Origin of the sequence: Burkholderia seminalis DSM 23518, from assembly GCF_902832885.1 — a bacterium.
Classification (GTDB): Bacteria; Pseudomonadota; Gammaproteobacteria; order Burkholderiales; family Burkholderiaceae; genus Burkholderia; species Burkholderia seminalis.
In genome coordinates, this window is record NZ_CADFDK010000010.1 from 216,099 (window position 1) to 231,510 (window position 15,412).

Annotated in this window: 17 protein-coding genes; 9 read left to right on the forward strand and 8 right to left on the reverse strand. The window is 65.5% G+C overall.

The genetic code is table 11. The annotated features are described in order from the left end of the window. The first annotated feature begins 15 nt into the window (after nucleotides 1-15). From HWX00_RS26965 to HWX00_RS26990, 6 genes are all read left to right on the forward strand, one after another. Entirely contained in the window at nucleotides 16-606 is a 591-nt protein-coding gene (locus HWX00_RS26965; RefSeq protein ID WP_034190811.1) for an NUDIX domain-containing protein, read from the forward strand. 136 nt (nucleotides 607-742) lie between these two features. Beyond that, the gene (locus tag HWX00_RS26970; protein ID WP_034190812.1) at nucleotides 743-1,165 is read left to right on the forward strand and encodes a DUF1178 family protein; all 423 of its coding nucleotides are present in this window, start codon (nucleotides 743-745) and stop codon (nucleotides 1,163-1,165) included. Between the two features lie 104 nt (nucleotides 1,166-1,269). Next, nucleotides 1,270-2,466: an acyl-CoA dehydrogenase family protein gene (locus tag HWX00_RS26975; protein ID WP_034190813.1), complete on the forward strand. Its 1,197-nt coding sequence runs from the start codon at nucleotides 1,270-1,272 to the stop codon at nucleotides 2,464-2,466. 19 nt (nucleotides 2,467-2,485) lie between these two features. Continuing rightward, nucleotides 2,486-3,619: an acyl-CoA dehydrogenase family protein gene (locus tag HWX00_RS26980; protein WP_175028766.1), complete on the forward strand. Its 1,134-nt coding sequence runs from the start codon at nucleotides 2,486-2,488 to the stop codon at nucleotides 3,617-3,619. A 38-nt stretch (nucleotides 3,620-3,657) separates the two neighbouring features. Then, nucleotides 3,658-4,119 (forward strand): MaoC family dehydratase, encoded by a 462-nt coding sequence (locus tag HWX00_RS26985; RefSeq protein WP_034190838.1) that lies wholly within the window; start codon nucleotides 3,658-3,660, stop codon nucleotides 4,117-4,119. Further along, nucleotides 4,116-4,592 carry a MaoC family dehydratase gene (locus HWX00_RS26990; protein WP_034190815.1) on the forward strand — a complete coding sequence of 159 codons (477 nt, stop codon included), beginning with the start codon at nucleotides 4,116-4,118 and terminating at the stop codon, nucleotides 4,590-4,592. Before HWX00_RS26985 ends, HWX00_RS26990 begins: the two co-directional genes overlap by 4 nt. A gap of 47 nt (nucleotides 4,593-4,639) precedes the next feature. Here HWX00_RS26990 and HWX00_RS26995 read toward each other — a convergent pair whose 3' ends face one another. Both HWX00_RS26995 and HWX00_RS27000 read right to left on the reverse strand, forming a co-directional pair. Continuing rightward, entirely contained in the window at nucleotides 4,640-5,332 is a 693-nt protein-coding gene (locus HWX00_RS26995) for a glutathione binding-like protein (RefSeq protein WP_034190816.1), read from the reverse strand. Between the two features lie 240 nt (nucleotides 5,333-5,572). After that, nucleotides 5,573-6,364, reverse strand: coding sequence for an oxepin-CoA hydrolase, alternative type (locus HWX00_RS27000; RefSeq protein ID WP_034190817.1), 792 nt, complete (start codon nucleotides 6,362-6,364; stop codon nucleotides 5,573-5,575). A 202-nt stretch (nucleotides 6,365-6,566) separates the two neighbouring features. On the opposite strand from HWX00_RS27000, the gene HWX00_RS27005 reads away from it, so the two are divergent. After that, nucleotides 6,567-7,223: a glutathione S-transferase family protein gene (locus HWX00_RS27005; RefSeq protein ID WP_049028783.1), complete on the forward strand. Its 657-nt coding sequence runs from the start codon at nucleotides 6,567-6,569 to the stop codon at nucleotides 7,221-7,223. A 41-nt stretch (nucleotides 7,224-7,264) separates the two neighbouring features. Here HWX00_RS27005 and HWX00_RS27010 read toward each other — a convergent pair whose 3' ends face one another. Together HWX00_RS27010 and HWX00_RS27015 are read right to left on the reverse strand one after the other, a co-directional pair. Further along, nucleotides 7,265-8,437: a pyridoxal phosphate-dependent aminotransferase gene (locus HWX00_RS27010; RefSeq protein ID WP_034190819.1), complete on the reverse strand. Its 1,173-nt coding sequence runs from the start codon at nucleotides 8,435-8,437 to the stop codon at nucleotides 7,265-7,267. Nucleotides 8,438-8,470: 33 nt separating this feature from the next. After that, nucleotides 8,471-8,968, reverse strand: coding sequence for a putative toxin-antitoxin system toxin component, PIN family (locus tag HWX00_RS27015; RefSeq protein WP_034190820.1), 498 nt, complete (start codon nucleotides 8,966-8,968; stop codon nucleotides 8,471-8,473). Between the two features lie 57 nt (nucleotides 8,969-9,025). Here HWX00_RS27015 and yaaA point away from each other — a divergent pair, with 57 nt between their 5' ends. Together yaaA and HWX00_RS27025 are read left to right on the forward strand one after the other, a co-directional pair. After that, the gene (yaaA, locus tag HWX00_RS27020; RefSeq protein ID WP_034190821.1) at nucleotides 9,026-9,808 is read left to right on the forward strand and encodes a peroxide stress protein YaaA; all 783 of its coding nucleotides are present in this window, start codon (nucleotides 9,026-9,028) and stop codon (nucleotides 9,806-9,808) included. Between the two features lie 136 nt (nucleotides 9,809-9,944). Continuing rightward, a complete protein-coding gene (locus HWX00_RS27025; protein WP_069705544.1) occupies nucleotides 9,945-11,099 on the forward strand; it encodes a M14 family metallopeptidase in 1,155 nt (384 codons plus the stop codon). Between the two features lie 82 nt (nucleotides 11,100-11,181). Here the strand turns inward: HWX00_RS27025 and HWX00_RS27030 are convergent, their stop codons facing one another. From HWX00_RS27030 to HWX00_RS27045, 4 genes are all read right to left on the reverse strand, one after another. Next, nucleotides 11,182-11,832 carry a BspC domain-containing protein gene (locus HWX00_RS27030; RefSeq protein ID WP_049028785.1) on the reverse strand — a complete coding sequence of 217 codons (651 nt, stop codon included), beginning with the start codon at nucleotides 11,830-11,832 and terminating at the stop codon, nucleotides 11,182-11,184. Between the two features lie 139 nt (nucleotides 11,833-11,971). Further along, nucleotides 11,972-12,646, reverse strand: a complete 675-nt coding sequence (locus HWX00_RS27035; RefSeq protein WP_034190824.1) for an energy-coupling factor ABC transporter permease — start codon at nucleotides 12,644-12,646, stop codon at nucleotides 11,972-11,974. A gap of 75 nt (nucleotides 12,647-12,721) precedes the next feature. Next, on the reverse strand, nucleotides 12,722-13,558 hold the full coding sequence (locus HWX00_RS27040; RefSeq protein ID WP_034190825.1) for a response regulator transcription factor: 837 nt from the start codon (nucleotides 13,556-13,558) through the stop codon (nucleotides 12,722-12,724). A 212-nt stretch (nucleotides 13,559-13,770) separates the two neighbouring features. Next, nucleotides 13,771-14,988, reverse strand: a complete 1,218-nt coding sequence (locus tag HWX00_RS27045; RefSeq protein WP_175028767.1) for a DUF2863 family protein — start codon at nucleotides 14,986-14,988, stop codon at nucleotides 13,771-13,773. Between the last annotated feature and the right edge of the window lie 424 nt (nucleotides 14,989-15,412).

Consider the following 15,412-nt stretch of genomic DNA (forward strand, 5'->3'; position numbering starts at 1 on the left):
ATCCAGGAGCCGCCGATGGCCGAACTACCCAATCACGACGCCGCACTGACCGAAACCTGCCTCGAGAGCGAGGCGATTTTCGAAGGCGCGTTCCTCAAGCTCAAGCGCGACACCGTCCGTCTGCCGGACGGCAAGAAGGCCACGCGCGAATACGTCCAGCATCCGGGCGCGGTGATGGTGATCCCGCTGTTCGACGACGGCCGCGTGCTGATGGAAAGCCAGTATCGCTATCCGATCGGCAAGGTGATGGCCGAATTCCCGGCCGGCAAGCTCGATCCGGACGAAGGCGCGCTCGCGTGCGCGGTGCGCGAACTGCGCGAGGAAACGGGCTACACGGCGCGTGAATACGTGTTCCTGGCCCGCATTCACCCGATCATTTCCTATTCGACCGAATTCATCGACCTGTACCTTGCGCGTGGGCTGACGGCCGGCGAGCGCAAGCTCGACGAAGGCGAATTCCTCGAGACCTTCACCGCGACGCAGGCCGACCTGCAGGAGTGGGTGCGCACGGGCCAGATCACCGACGTGAAGACGATCATCGGCATGATGTGGCTCGACAAGGTGCTGTCCGGCGCCTGGCCGCTCGGGCCGGTCCTGACGCCCTGAGCGTCGCGCCAACGGCGGGCGGGGCGCCGCGTTACAATCCGGTGACGCGGTGCATTCGTCCCGCGCGATCGGGATTTAGCACGATCGTTCACAAAACCGCAATTTGCGCTACACTCGTCACACGCCCTGATTCAGCATGAAGGTCCTCGATTTACAGTGCCCGCACGGTCATCGGTTCGAAGGCTGGTTCGCTTCCGCCGATGAATTCGAAGCGCAGTTGTCCCGCAAGCTGGTCGAATGTCCGGTGTGCGGAACGACCGAGGTCAACCGTCTGCCGTCGGCGCCGCGCCTGAACTTGTCGGGCGCGACGCAGGCCCGGCCGGCCGATCCGCGTGCGCTGCAGGCGCAGGTGATGCGTGCGCTGCGCGAGGTGCTGGAGAAAACCGAGAATGTGGGCGAGCGCTTCGCCGAGGAAGCGCGGCGCATCCATTACAACGAGGCGCCCGCACGCAGCATTCGTGGCGTCACGACGCCGGAAGATGCGCAATCCTTGGCCGAAGAAGGCATCGACGTGATGCCGCTGCCGATTCCTGCCGCGCTGAAAGAACCGCTGCAATGACGCATGCAGCGGATCCTTGCCGGGGCGGACGGCCGCGGCGAGCGTCTGCATGAGACCGGAGCAACCGCTGAAGCGCGCACTCCGGCCGACAGGAGACACTGCGCATGGATCTGGATTATTCCCCCGCCGACGACGCGTTCCGCGCCGACGTCCGCGCCTGGCTCGAGGCCAACCTGCCTCACGCGCTGCGCGCCAAAGTACTCGATCACAAACGACTCGACCGCGAGGATTTCGCGAGCTGGCACCGGATTCTCGGCCAGCGCGGCTGGTCCGCGCCCGCGTGGCCCGTCGAATACGGCGGCCCGGGCTGGAACGCGACGCAGCGACACATCTGGGATGAGGAGTGCGCGCGGATCGGCGCGCCCACCGTGCTGCCGTTCGGCGTGTCGATGGTCGCACCGGTGCTGATGAAGTACGGCAGCGAGGCGCAGAAACGCCACTATCTGCCGCGCATACTCGACGGTTCCGACTGGTGGTGCCAGGGTTACTCGGAGCCCGGTTCGGGGTCCGATCTCGCATCGCTGCGCACGCGCGCCGAGCGCCATGGCGACCACTACGTCGTCAACGGCCAGAAGACCTGGACGACGCTCGGCCAGCACGCCGACATGATGTTCTGCCTCGTCCGGACCGATCCGGCCGCGAAGAAGCAGGAGGGCATCTCGTTCCTGCTGATCGACATGAAGACGCCCGGCATCACCGTGCGCCCGATCGTCATGCTCGACGAGGACCACGAGGTCAACGAAGTGTTCTTCGAGGACGTGAAGGTGCCGGTCGAGAACCTCGTCGGCGACGAGAACCGCGGCTGGACCTACGCGAAATACCTGCTCGGCCACGAGCGCACCGGCATCGCACGCGTCGGTGCGTCGAAACGCGAGCTCGCGTTCCTGAAGCGCGTGGCGTCGAACCAGCGCAAGAACGGCAAGCCGTTGCTCGCCGATCCGGTATTTGCCGCGAAGGTCGCGGCGCTCGAAGTCGAGCTGATGGCGCTCGAGGTGACGGTGCTGCGTGTCGTCAGCCGCGAGACGAGCGGCAAGGGCCCCGGCCCCGAGGCATCGATGCTGAAGATCAAGGGCACCGAGGTGCAGCAGGCGCTCACCGAACTGATGGTCGATGCGATCGGCCCGCTCGCCGCGCCGTTCGACGTGCCGTTCCTCGACGGCGAGCGCGAGCACAGCATCGCGGGCGACGACGATGCGGCGCCGCTTGCCGCGTACTACTTCAATTACCGGAAGACGTCGATCTACGGTGGCTCGAACGAGATCCAGAAGAACATCATCGCGCAGATGATTCTGGGGCTGTGATCAGGGAACGGAGACAACCATGGATTTCAGCTTTACCGATGAGCAGCAGCAGTTCGCCGACGCGCTGCGCCGGTATCTCGGCGAGCAATACGGCTTCGACGCGCGTCAGGCGATCGTGCGCGGCGACACGGGCGTCTCGGACGCGCAATGGCGCGCATTCACCGAACTGGGGTTGACCGCATTGCCGGTGCCCGACGCCCAGGGCGGCTTCGGCGGCGGTCCGGTCGACATGCTGGTCGTGATGCAGGAGCTCGGCCGCGCGCTCGTGATCGAGCCGTACTGGGCCACGGCGGTCGGCGTCGAGGCACTGCGCATCGCCGGCTCCGGCGCGGGCGACGATGCCGCGTTGCTGGAGGCGGTGGCGCAGGGACAGAAACGGCTGGCGGTTGCGTTCCATGAGCCGCAGGCGCGCTACGATTTGTACGAGCTCGACACGCATGCGCGCGAGCACGGCGGCACGTACCGGCTGACCGGCATCAAGTCGGTCGTTCAGCACGGCGCACAGGCGCATGCGTGGATCGTGCCCGCGCGTGTCGATGGCGGCGGCATCGGCCTGTTCGTCGTCGAACGCGACGCGGCGAACGCGAAGGTGAGCGACTACCGGACGATCGACGGCCAGCGTGCCGCGACGATCGAATTCAACGCAACGCCGGCCCGGCTGCTGACGGGCGGTGCGCGCGACGCGGCGGCGCTCGAGCAGGTTGCCGATTACGCGACGTTCCTGCTGTGCGCGGAAGCGGTCGGCGCACTCGACGAGCTGAATCGCGCGACGGTCGAATACACGAAGACGCGCGAGCAGTTCGGCGTGCCGATCGCGCGTTTTCAGGCACTGCAGCACCGGATGGTCGACATGCTGATCCATGCGGAGCAGGCGCGCTCGCTGACCTATCTGGCGGCGGTGCGCTACGCGAGCGGCGACGCCGATGCGCGGCGCAAGGCCGTGTCCGCCGCGAAGGCACGTGTCGGCGCGGCCGCGCGTTTCGTCGGCCAGCAGGCCATTCAGTTGCATGGTGGCATGGGCGTGACCAACGAGGTCGCCGCCGCGCATTTGTTCAAGCGGCTGACGATCATCGAGACGACGCTCGGCGACACCGACCATCATCTTGCCCGGATCGCGGCGCTGCCCGATTTCGCGCAGGCCGACGCGGCATGACGGCGACGCGCGAGCGCGCCAGACAAGGAGACTTGCAAGTGGGTATCAGTTACGAAGACCTGGTGGTCGGCAGCACGACCGAAGTGGGCCGCTACACGTTCGAGCCCGACGACATCAAGGCGTTCGCGCAGCGCTACGATCCGCAACCGTTCCATCTCGACGAGGCGGCCGGGAAGGCATCGCATTTCGGCGGCCTCGTCGCGAGCGGCTGGCATACGTGCTCGGTGTTCATGAGCCTGCTCGTCCGGAAGCTCGGGCCGGATTCGACCAGCATGGGCTCGCCGGGCATCGACTCGATCCGCTGGCTCAAGCCGGTGCGGGCCGGCGACACGATCACGATGTACCAGAAGGTTCACGACAAGCGCGTGTCGGAGAGCAAGCCTGACCGCGGCATCGTGTCGACGGAGTGGGTCGGCGTGAACGAAGCCGGCGAGACGGTGATCAGCGTGCATACGAAGGTGCTTTTCGGGCTGCGCCATCCGGGAGGGGCGAGCGCATGACGGACGTGACCTTGCCGCTGATCGCGTCGGCCGAGGCGTTGCAGGCACGGGTCGGCGCAGAGCCGCTCGCGAGCGGCTGGATCGCGATCGACCAGCATCGCGTCGACGGTTTCGCCGACGCGACCGGCGATCATCAATGGATTCACGTCGATCCCGAGCGCGCCCGACGCGAGTCGCCGTTCGGCGGACCGATCGCGCACGGGTTCCTGACGCTGTCGCTGATTCCCGCGTTGATGACCGATGCGATGCGCTTCGAGCAGAAGATGGGCGTGAACTACGGGCTGAATCGCGTGCGATTCCTGAAGCCGGTGCCGGTCGGTGCACGCGTGCGTGCGCTCTTCGCGGTGAAGGAAACCGCCGGCGCCGCGCAGGGCGGGGTGCAGGTGACGTGGTCGGTGTCGATCCAGGTCGAGCGTCCCGATGCGCCGCTGCTGGTGTGCGCGGCGGAGTTCATCACGCTGCACTACTTCTGACGCGCGGGGCGGCAGGCACGCTTGCCGCCCCGTCCGTCACCTGCGTGTCAGTGCTTCGCGTACTGCGTCGCGCCGAACAGCACTTCTCGAGCCTTGTCGTCCTGCAGTGCCTTGCGCATCGACGCGAGCACCTCGACGCCGCGCTGCACGGCGGGTCGCGCGGCGATCGCGTCGTACCAGCGCTTCACGTTCGGCAACTCGTCGAGCACGATGCCCTGGTTTTGCCACGAACGCGTCCACGGGAACGTCGCAATGTCTGCGATCGTGTACGCGTCGCCCGCGAGATATTCGGATTCGCCGAGGCGTTTGTCCATCACGTTGTACAGGCGTTTCGCTTCGTTCGTGTAGCGGTTGACCGCGTATTCGATCTTCTCCGGCGCGTACAGGCGGAAGTGGTGCGCCTGCCCGAGCATCGGGCCGACGCCGCCCATCTGGAACATCAGCCACTCGAGCGTTGCATAGCGCGCGGCCGGATCGGTCGGCAGGAACTTGCCGGTCTTCTCCGCGAGATAGATCAGGATCGCGCCCGATTCGAACAGCGAGATCGGTTTGCCGCCGGGACCGTCCGGATCGACGATGGCCGGGATCTTGTTGTTCGGGCTGATCTTCAGGAAGTCGGGCTTGAACTGGTCGCCTGCGCCGATATCGACCGGATGTGCACGGTATGCGAGGCCCGTTTCCTCGAGCATGATGTGCACCTTGTGGCCGTTCGGGGTCGCCCAGCTATAGACGTCGATCATCGTCAACTCCTCGGTTGCATGCGCGAAAACGGCGCCGGGGGCGCCGCGACAGGCGGACATTAGAGCATGGATCGACGCGGGCTGCTGGCGACGGAAACGTGCCTGGCGATGCGTGTGCGCAGGCGGCGTGAAGCGCGCCGCCGACGTCGGGCGCGACGTGCGTCAGTGCATTTCTTGCGCGGTATCGAGCGCCGTTACGACCGGGCGGCGTCGCGTCGTCACGGGAGAAGGCTGGCTCGATCAGCGCTTGTAACGCGGCTGGCGTTTCTCGAGAAACGCGGTGATGCCTTCGAGCCCGTCCGCATGATGCAGCGACGCGACGAAATGATCGCGCTCGGTACCGAGATGCGGTTCGAGCGATTGCGTCGTCGCATCGTCGAGCAGCGACTTGATGCGTGTGAGGGCGTTCGGCGAGATGCCGGCGAGTGCGTCGGCCCACGCGAGCGCGTCGGTCAGTGCCGCGCCGGGCACGGCGAGCCGGTTGACGACGCCGAGCGCATGCAGGCGTTCGGCCGTGACCGGCTTGCCTTCGAACAGAAGTTCGGCCGCCATCGCGCGCGGCAGTGCGCGCGCGAGGAACCACGAACCGCCGCCGTCCGGCGTGAGGCCCACACGCGCATACGACATCACGAATTTCGCGTCGTGCGCGGCGACGATCAGGTCGCACGCGAGCGCGAGCGAGAAACCCGCGCCGGCCGCGGCGCCTTCGACGGCTGCGATCACCGGTTTCGTCGACGCGCGGATCGCCGTGACCCAAGCGGCGAGCTGGTCGATGCTGTCGGCCTGGTAGGACGGATCCTTCGAACGGTTCTCGAGCAGCCGGTTCAGGTTGCCGCCCGCGCAGAAGAAGCGATCGGCACCGGTCAGGACGACTGCTCGAATCGCGGGATCGCGATCGGCGGTGGCAATCGCCTCGATGCCGGCCGCGTACATGTCGGGATGCAGCGCATTGCGCGCGCCGGGATTGGACAGCGTGAGGACGAGCGTCGAATCGCTCTCGGGCGGACGCGAGGCCAGCAGTTCAGCACTCATGCGAGCGTGTCTCCATCGGATGGCGGGGCGGCTGCGCCGCGCATGTTGCGCGAACAGCCGGAATGGCTGCCGCAGCGGATGTAATGTTGTCGTGACGAACGCAAAACTTGCTTTAGACTAGCACGAACGTGCTTTTCGGCGCGACGAATCTCGATGCGGCCGGCACCGTTACGGCCGCGCTTCAGCAAGGAAGGAGACCCTGATGCTACAGCTGTGCGGTATGCCGTTGTCCAACTATTACAACAAGGTGAAGTTCGTGCTGCTCGAGCACGACATTCCGTTCGAGGAGTCGGTGTGCGGTTTGCCGATCAGCGATCCGGCCCGGCTCGTCGATTCGCCGCTCGGCAAGATTCCGTTCCTGAAGACCGAGGAAGGCGCATTGTTCGAGTCGCAGGCGATCGTCGAATACCTGGCCGCGCGCTATCCCGAAAAAGGCATTTTCCCGGCGAGTCCGTTCGCGGCCGCGAAGGTGCGCGAACTGGTCGAGACGCTCGAGCTGTATCTCGAATGGATGACGCGCGAGGTCTATACGGAGGCATTTTTCGGCGGCAAGGTCAGCGACGGGACGAAGGCGCACGTCGAGAAGCGCCTGCCGCGCGCGATCGATGCGTTCAAGCAGATGACGCGGTTTTCGCCGTATGTGCTCGGCGAGTCGTTCGGCCTCGCGGACATCGCCGCGTGGGTTCATCTGCCGGTCATCGGGATGGCGACGAAGGCGATATTCGGGCGCGATTTCCTGCTCGACGCCGGCATCGACTGGAAGGCGCACGCGAAGCAGGTCGGCGAGCGTCCGGCCGCGCAGCGCGTGGCCGCCGAGCGCAAGGCGTATATCGAAGCGACGCGCGTCGCGCGCTCGTAAGCGCGGTTCCGGCAGGGCGGCGGGGGCCGCCCATACGGGATTTACAGGCGGGCGAGCCGTTCGAGCGCGGACGCGAGCGTGCTTTCCTGCTTCGCGAAGCAGAAGCGTACGACGCCCGATTCATGCGGCTCGTGATAGAACGCCGACACCGGAATGGCGGCCACGCCGATCTCCGACGTGAGCCACTTCGAGAATTCCGCCTCGGGCAGGTCGCTGATCGCCGAGTAATCGACGCACTGAAAGTACGTGCCCGTGCACGGCAGCAGCTTGAAGCGCGTGCGCTCGAGGCCCGCACGGAAGAAGTCGCGCTTCTTCTGGTAGAAACCGGCCAGCGACAGATACGGTGCCGGGTCGCGCAGGTAGTCGGCGAGCCCGATCTGCATCGGCGTGTTCACCGTGAAGACGTTGAACTGGTGGACCTTGCGGAATTCCGCGGTCAGCGCGGCAGGCGCCGCGACGTAGCCGACCTTCCAGCCCGTCACGTGATAGGTCTTGCCGAAGCTCGACACGATGAAGCTGCGTGCGGCGAGTTCCGGGTAGCGCGCAACGCTTTCGTGGCGTGCACCGTCGTAGACCATGTGCTCGTACACTTCGTCGGACAGGATCAGCACGTTGGTGCCGCGCACGATGTCCGCGAGCTTGCGCATGTCCGCCTCGCGCCACACGGTACCCGTCGGGTTGTGCGGCGTATTGATCAGGATCATTCGCGTTTTCGGCGTGATCGCGGCCGCGAGGCGGTCGAACGGGATCGCATAATCGGGCGCCTCGAGCGTGACGAACACGGGCTTGCCGCCCGCGAGCTCGATCGACGGCAGGTAGCTGTCGTAGGTCGGTTCGACGACGATCACTTCATCGCCCGGATGCACCGCGCACAGGATCGCCGTCAGCAGCGCCTGCGTCGCGCCGGCCGTCACCGTGATCTCGGTGGCCGGATCGTAGCGCCGGCCATAGACCTGCGCGATCTTGTCGGCGATCGCGTCGCGCAGCGGTGCGACGCCGGCCATCGGCGGATACTGGTTGTGCCCGTTGCGCATCGCGGTCGCGACCGCATCGACGATGCGCGGATCGCAATCGAAATCCGGGAAGCCCTGGCCGAGGTTCACCGCGCCTTTTTCGGCGGCAAGCGCGCTCATGACCGTGAAGATCGTCGTGCCGACGTTCGGCAGGCGCGAGGGGAAAACGGGAGTCGTTGGCATGTCTGAAGGAGCGTTCATCGATACGGTCGGATTCGGGTGGTGCGGCGCAGGTCAGGCCGGCGTGGTCGTCGTGTCCGGTGCGGCGTCGAGCGCGCAGGCCTCGGCAAACGGCGCGGGCTGCGCGATCCGGAAGCCGAAGTCGCGTGCGGTGCGCTTCGCGAGTTTCAGCAGCGCGCGGTCTTTCGATACGAGCCACTCGGCCTGCGCGGCGCGGGCAAGTTCGAGAAACTTCTGGTCGTCGCGGTCCTTGCACTTCGGCAGCGGCGGCGCGTCGGCGTCGACAGGCGGCGGCTCGACGAGGCTCGCGAGGCGGGCGACGGTCGCGAGTGCGGCCGCCTTGTCGATCGCGCGCGACTGGAACTGCGGATAGTCGAGCACGTATTCGAGCTCGGTCAGGCAGCGGCCGTCGATCACGGCGGCAAGCGCGCCGCTTTCCAGCGCGGCCCGGATCGGGCGCGTAGCGGGGTCGTCGAATACGAGGATGTCGATCCAGACGTTCGAGTCGAGCACGACGCGGTGCGCGGCGTGCGGGGCGAGAGAGCGGGTCATTCGTTACAATCGGTGGTTTTCGTCTGACCGCAAGGCACGGCGTGCCAGCGAGCCTCTATGATAATCGTTCTCTCTCCAGCCAAATCCCTCGACTACGATACGCCCGCGCACGTCCAGTCTTACACGAAGCCTGCATTCGTCGACGACGCGTCCGAGCTGATCGACGGCCTGCGCAAGCTGTCGCCGCAGGACATCGCGACGCTGATGGATATCTCCGATCCGCTTGCGCGCCTGAATTTCCAGCGCTATGCCGACTGGTCGCGGTCCTTCACGCCGGCCAATGCGAAGCAGGCCGTGCTCGCGTTCAACGGCGACGTCTATGAAGGTTTCGACGCGAAATCGCTGTCGTCGGCCGATCTCGACTATGCGCAGCAGCACGTGCGCGTGCTGTCGGGCCTGTACGGATTGCTGCGTCCGCTCGACCTGCTGCAGCCGTACCGGCTCGAGATGGGCACGCGCTTCGCGAACGCGCGCGGCAAGGATCTGTACGCGTTCTGGGGCGACCGCATCACGCGGGCGCTGAACGAGCAGCTCGAGACGCGCAGCGGCGCGGCGCGTGTGCTGGTCAACTGCGCGTCGACCGAATACTTCAAGTCGGTCAAGCCGAAGCTGCTGGCCGCGCCGGTCGTCACGCCGGTGTTCGAGGACTGGAAGGGCGGCCGCTACAAGATCATCAGCTTCCATGCGAAGCGCGCGCGCGGGCTGATGGCGCGTTTTGTCGTCGAGAACCGGATTGCCGACCCGAAGGCACTGAAGGATTTTGCGACGGAAGGCTATGCGTTCGACGCGGCTGCGTCGAACGATTCGACGTACGTATATCGCCGGCGAGTCGGCGAGTGACCCGGCCGGCCGTTCACGAGACGGCCGGCACGTGCATGAGGCCCGGCGCGCGGCATACCGTGCGTTCGGCCGCCCGCTTTACATGGGACCGGTGCGAGCGTCAAAGCGCTCACGCCGATCGACAAAGGAGAGACAGATGGCCCTTTCGATCACCAGCAATTTCGACGCAGGCGCGATCGACGTCGTGTCGTGCGACAGCCCCGACGCGATCCGGCTGCGCGTGCGCGGCGACAATCGCTCGGAATTCGCGCAATGGTTTTACTACCGGCTGACGGGCGCGCGCGGCGAGCGGTGCGTGATGACGTTCGAGAACGCGGCCGAATGCGCGTATCCGTCGGGCTGGCGCAACTACCAGGCGGTGGCGAGCTACGATCGGGTCGACTGGTTTCGCGTGCCGACGACGTTCGACGGCAAGACGATGACCATCGACCATACGCCGGAGTTCGACAGCATCTACTACGCGTATTTCGAGCCGTATTCGGAAGAGCGTCATGCGGCGTTTCTCGGCGCGGTCCAGCAGCTGCCGCAGGCGAGCGTCGTCGAACTTGGCCGTACGGTCGAAGGCCGTCCGATGTCGCTGCTGACGCTCGGCACGCCGGAAACCGGCGACGCGCCGAAGAAGAAGGTATGGATCATCGCGCGCCAGCATCCGGGCGAGTCGATGGCCGAGTGGTTCGTCGAGGGCCTCGTCAAGCGGCTGGCGGGATGGGGCGACTGGGCTGGCGATCCGGTCGCGCGCAAGCTCTACGATCGCGTGACGTTCCACATCGTCCCGAACATGAACCCGGACGGCAGCGTGCATGGCAACCTGCGCACCAATGCGGCAGGCGCGAACCTGAATCGCGAGTGGATGGCGCCGGATGCCGAGCGCAGCCCCGAAGTGCTGGCCGTGCGTGACGCGATCCATGCGATCGGCTGCGACATGTTCTTCGACATTCACGGCGACGAGGATCTGCCGTACGTGTTCGTCGCCGGTTCGGAGATGCTGCCGAGCTTTACCGCGCAGCAGGGCAAGGAACAGGCCGCGTTCATCGACGCGTTCAAGGTCGCGAGTCCCGACTTCCAGACCGAGCACGGCTATGCGGCAAGCAAGTATAAGGAAGATGCGCTCAAGCTGGCGTCGAAATACATCGGCCACCAGTTCGGTTGCCTGTCGCTGACGCTCGAGATGCCGTTCAAGGACAACGCGAACCTGCCCGACGAGCGCGTCGGCTGGAACGGCGAGCGCAGCGCGGCGCTTGGCGCGGCGATGCTGGCCGCGATTCTGGTGCACGTCGACACGTTCGCGTAAGCGTATCGTCGTCATATGAAAAAAGCCGGGGCATCACAGGATGCCCCGGCTTTTTTGCGTCTGTCGTTGCCGCTCGGTCGTATCAGGACTTCTTCGCGGTTTTTTTCTTGACGGCTTTCTTCTGGCCGCTCGATTTCTTCGTGGTCACGGCCTTCTTGCCGGTGCGGCCCGATGCCTTCGCCTTGGCCTTGCCGCGGTGCGACTTGCCCTTGAACTTCTTCGTCGACGACGAGCGTTCCACGCGCGGCTTCAGCGGTGGGACGGGGTCGTTCCAGCTGAACGCGAGCATTTGCTGGCCGACATAACCGCAACGGAATTTCAGCGGCGTCGGGTCGCTGCCGTCGCTGTGAATGCCTTGCCCGTCGACCGTGACGATGTTGTCGACCTTCACGCGCTGCTTGCCCTGGTCGAACGAGTCGTTCCACGGCGTGATCGTCGCGTTGCCGCTGTCGAATGCGTTCGGCGCGAAGTCGACGCGGTCGAACGCTGTCGAGGTACTGGCGATGAAGCTGCCGTGCGCCGCACAATCGGCGGCGAGCGGATCGGCATGCATCTCGTTGACGAATTTGTTGATCAGTTCGGAGCGCTGGTCGAGCAGGTCGGCGAATGCCGGTGTGGGAAGCGCAAGCGACAGGCCCGCGATACAGGCTGCCAGCTTGCCGAGCGCCCGGAAAATCCGGAGCGAGGCAGGTGAGCTGTCCATCTGGTTATTGGTGAGGAGCGAATGAGACATCGGGCTCCTATAGATGCCCGATGAAGAACAGGAGTTCAATCTTAGCGTAAAAAAGTTGTGCGGCAGTAGACGGCCTGTTCTGCCGCGCCGCGGAAGAGGCGTGCGGCATGCGTGGACGGTGTGTGAATCCGGAGGAAATTCAGGCGCGCGGGCCGCCGAGGCGATAGCGCCGGACGTCGAAGGTCGTGACCCACGCAGGGCGGTAGACGGCAATGAGTGCCGTCGCCATGCCGGTGAACCACGCTTCGCCGAGCGCGAGCAGCGCGGTGTTCAGTAGATAGCCGGCCGGAATGACGACGGGCACGCCGTCCGCGAGCGCGAGCTGGACACCGGCCGCCGCTGCGGCGACCGCGACGATCGCGATGGCCGGCGACAGGAACCCCTGCCCGGTGATGAACGATGCGAGGTTGTGCGGCAACCACGCGAGCGCGGCGCGCTGCAGCAACGCCGACACGGCGACAGGGAGCGCCCCGTAGATCAGATAGGTCAGGCCAATGCCCTGCCACGGCGCGTCGAAGATGATCGCGGCAACCGCCGTGACGGCGCCCATTGCGATCAGCGCGAGTGTCCAGTCGAACAGTGTGACGAGCAGCGTGGCGCCAAGCAGATGCATGACGATGCCGTCTTCGAGCCAGGCATTCGATGCCCAGAGGACCGAAATTGCGGTGACGAGCGCGAGCCACACGTGCTGCAGCGTGGCATCCTGCAGGCGTACGAACGGGCGATTCCAGATCGCGAGCGCGAGCAGGGCCGCGGCGGCGATCCAGCCACCGATGCCAACCCAGAGCGGAAGCGGTGTGAAAAGAAAACCCATGCGTTCATATTACTCGTTGAGCATCAAAGGTGGGAATCCACACATACCGACCGTCGCAATATCGAGACTGTTTGCCTAGCGCCCGCGCCGGAACCGTGCTGGTGGCTCGGCGGCGAGTGGCAGGTCTTGCGTGCCGGCGTTCACGGCCGGCAATGGGTACGGATGGTCGTTCCGTTGTGCACGCAGCGGAACCGGACCGCGTTCGCCGATGTTCGGTTTGCGTGCGCGGTTGCGGTTCGCCAGCAGCACCTCGAGGTGCGGCGAGAGCCAGCCGTTGTAGATCGCGACCGCGGCGGCGCGGTTTGCGGCACCGAGCTGCTGGAAGATGCTGGCGAGGTGGATCTTCACGGTGCCTTCGCTGATGCCGAGCGTCCGGGCGATCATCTTGTTCGTGCTGCCCATGTGGACGAAGCGCATGATCTGCGCTTGCCGCGGCGACAGGAGGCCGCTGGGCGGGCGGCGGGGAAGCGATCCGGCAAGCGTCTGGAAATGGGCATCGTGGCGTGCCGCGGCCACGGAGGGCAGCAGACTCAGCGCGCTCGGCGGAATGTAGTGGCCGCCCAGCAGCACGATCTCGAGCGCCCGCACGATCAGGTGCGGCCGCGTGGAGTGCGGGATCACGCCCGCGACACCATGGTTGAAGAAGCGCTGGACGGCATCGGGTGGCGCTTCGTCGACCAGCACGGCGGCCGGTGTCGGGGAGCACGCGCTGCAGATCGCCTGAAGCTCGCCGAGCCGGCCTACGTCGAGCCAGTCGATCGCGACGAGGTCGAAGCGCTGGGCACGCAGCAGGCGGCGCGCCTGGAAACTGTCGGGCGCATCGTTGATGCTGGCGTGACGGTCGATCTGCCGCAGCAGGGCCTTCAGTCCATCACGCCGCTCGGCGTCTGAATTGAGCATCAGGAACCGCATATTCAATCTCCGTTAGGTTGAGTCATTGATTGCTGTCGGGCATGCGTTGATTCCGATCATGACAAAGACCTTACACGATGTCTGCTAGGCTGAAAGGCTTAGGAGTTGTCCGAAATTTCGGGCGGAAAAGGATCGGACAAGAAAAAAAGCCGCTCCGGCGGGAACCGGGAGCGGCTTCGGACCGACAGGCCGTGGCGGCCTGCGGCGTCGGATCAGTGGAAGTGCGGCTGGGCGGGCGATGCGTCTTCCGGCATTTCCGCATGGACGATTTCGCCGAGCGGATCCGCGTAGAGCGGCACGCCGCAGTCGTCGCAGTATTCCGGTTCGAAGCGGCCCGCGTGCCTGCGGACGTCGGTTACGCCGCATTCCTTCAGCAGGCTCACGATTTCCTCGAGCGGTCCTTCCATCGGCGCTTCGTCTTCGAGCGTCGCGTTGTCGATCGACACGTCGCCGTTTTCGCGGCCGTACAGCGGCCAGACGACGCCGTAGATCACGTCGTTGCTGGCGCGCCGCGTGAAGCCGACGCGATACTCGTCGATGCGGCGTTCGCCGAAGCCGGCGACCACCGCGCGCAACTCCTGCGGCGCCGCACCAAGTGTGTCAAACAGATAACGAATGGCCGTTCGTACCGTGTGCGGACGGATACGCTCGTCCGCATCGCGGCAGGCCGAGTAGTACGCGTCCGGAAGCAGGCATTCGAATTCGCAGCCGGGCAGGGCGATCGACAGGTTCGGGCCGCCCTGGGCCGTCCACTGCTCGAGACACTGGCCGCGTTCGATCCGGCTGCCGTTCTCCTCTTCCTGCCAGCGGAACAGCGGCGCGCCGGCAGGCGCGGCGACGACCGCAAGGAGGAAGCGGGGATCGGCCAGGATCGGCGACGTTTCGGGCAGGTCGCCGAAGCCCAGTTTGGGCGTGTGCTGGCCGATCGCCGCATGCGCGAGCTGCTGCGCAAGGCGGTAGGTCTCGACGTGGTGCCGCGGCAGCTGGTCGATGCTGTAGAGGAACGGCGCCAGCCCGACGAGCGTGCCGTTCGCGAGGACGTGTGCCTGCAGGTGCGTTCGCAGCGCGTCGGTAACGTCGCCCTTGAGCGGACCCGACGGAATCATGTAGCGCGTCCACGCGAGCACTGGAACCGCGACCAGCAGCGCATCGTACGGCTGGCCGTCGTGCTCGATCACCATCGACTCGCTGTGCGTCTCGGCCATGTCGGCCAGTGCACCGTACGCATCGGGGTGATTCTGCTGAAGATGATCGAGTGCTGCGTCGAGCGTGGTCTGGTTGCCGTTGCGGACGATCTTGGCGAGCAGCGCATCGAGCTTCGCTTCCCAGAAGCGATCCTCGATGCGGCTGCCCGAGGCGAAGAGCGCAAGCGACAGACCGACCAGTTTGTCGGCATCGGGGGGGGGGCGTTTGGCGATTCGCTGGCGCATATTAAAGACGTATATAGAAAGAGGCGAAGAACCTCACATTCTAGTCCGTTCTGTGCACCATAAGCGGTCTCGTGCCGGGACATGCGTGGCGGGCCGAAATGCGGCTTTCGTAGAAAAAGTTGCGTCGAGCCCCTTGCGCGATTGCCGACGGGTGCATAGAATCACGCCTCTTTCGCGCTTACGGAAACGCGGCGCGGAAGGAAGGGAAGCAGTGCGGTTGGGGCTTGGCGGGAACGGCCTCGGCGGTACGGAAGTTGAGCCCCGCGGTCGCAACGACGTAGTGCAAAAAGTTGTTGACGAGCTGCGAAACACGGTTCATAATCTCGCTTCTCTGCTGCTGAAAACGCAGCGCTGCCGGGAAACACGATGTTCCTCGCAGATTGCTCTTTAAAAATTAACAGCCGATAAGTGTGGGCGCTTGATG

Excerpts from the sequence above, each read along its gene's own strand:
- HWX00_RS26965 (WP_034190811.1), top strand. The coding sequence starts at position 16 with ATGGCCGAACTACCCAATCACGACGCCGCACTGACCGAAACCTGCCTC.
- HWX00_RS26970 (WP_034190812.1), top strand. The coding sequence starts at position 743 with ATGAAGGTCCTCGATTTACAGTGCCCGCACGGTCATCGGTTCGAAGGC.
- HWX00_RS26975 (WP_034190813.1), top strand. The coding sequence starts at position 1,270 with ATGGATCTGGATTATTCCCCCGCCGACGACGCGTTCCGCGCCGACGTC.
- HWX00_RS26980 (WP_175028766.1), top strand. The coding sequence starts at position 2,486 with ATGGATTTCAGCTTTACCGATGAGCAGCAGCAGTTCGCCGACGCGCTG.
- HWX00_RS26990 (WP_034190815.1), top strand. The coding sequence starts at position 4,116 with ATGACGGACGTGACCTTGCCGCTGATCGCGTCGGCCGAGGCGTTGCAG.
- HWX00_RS26995 (WP_034190816.1), bottom strand. The coding sequence starts at position 5,332 with ATGATCGACGTCTATAGCTGGGCGACCCCGAACGGCCACAAGGTGCAC.
- HWX00_RS27000 (WP_034190817.1), bottom strand. The coding sequence starts at position 6,364 with ATGAGTGCTGAACTGCTGGCCTCGCGTCCGCCCGAGAGCGATTCGACG.
- HWX00_RS27005 (WP_049028783.1), top strand. The coding sequence starts at position 6,567 with ATGCTACAGCTGTGCGGTATGCCGTTGTCCAACTATTACAACAAGGTG.
- HWX00_RS27010 (WP_034190819.1), bottom strand. The coding sequence starts at position 8,437 with ATGAACGCTCCTTCAGACATGCCAACGACTCCCGTTTTCCCCTCGCGC.
- HWX00_RS27015 (WP_034190820.1), bottom strand. The coding sequence starts at position 8,968 with ATGACCCGCTCTCTCGCCCCGCACGCCGCGCACCGCGTCGTGCTCGAC.
- yaaA (WP_034190821.1), top strand. The coding sequence starts at position 9,026 with ATGATAATCGTTCTCTCTCCAGCCAAATCCCTCGACTACGATACGCCC.
- HWX00_RS27025 (WP_069705544.1), top strand. The coding sequence starts at position 9,945 with ATGGCCCTTTCGATCACCAGCAATTTCGACGCAGGCGCGATCGACGTC.
- HWX00_RS27030 (WP_049028785.1), bottom strand. The coding sequence starts at position 11,832 with ATGTCTCATTCGCTCCTCACCAATAACCAGATGGACAGCTCACCTGCC.
- HWX00_RS27035 (WP_034190824.1), bottom strand. The coding sequence starts at position 12,646 with ATGGGTTTTCTTTTCACACCGCTTCCGCTCTGGGTTGGCATCGGTGGC.
- HWX00_RS27040 (WP_034190825.1), bottom strand. The coding sequence starts at position 13,558 with ATGCGGTTCCTGATGCTCAATTCAGACGCCGAGCGGCGTGATGGACTG.
- HWX00_RS27045 (WP_175028767.1), bottom strand. The coding sequence starts at position 14,988 with ATGCGCCAGCGAATCGCCAAACGCCCCCCCCCCGATGCCGACAAACTG.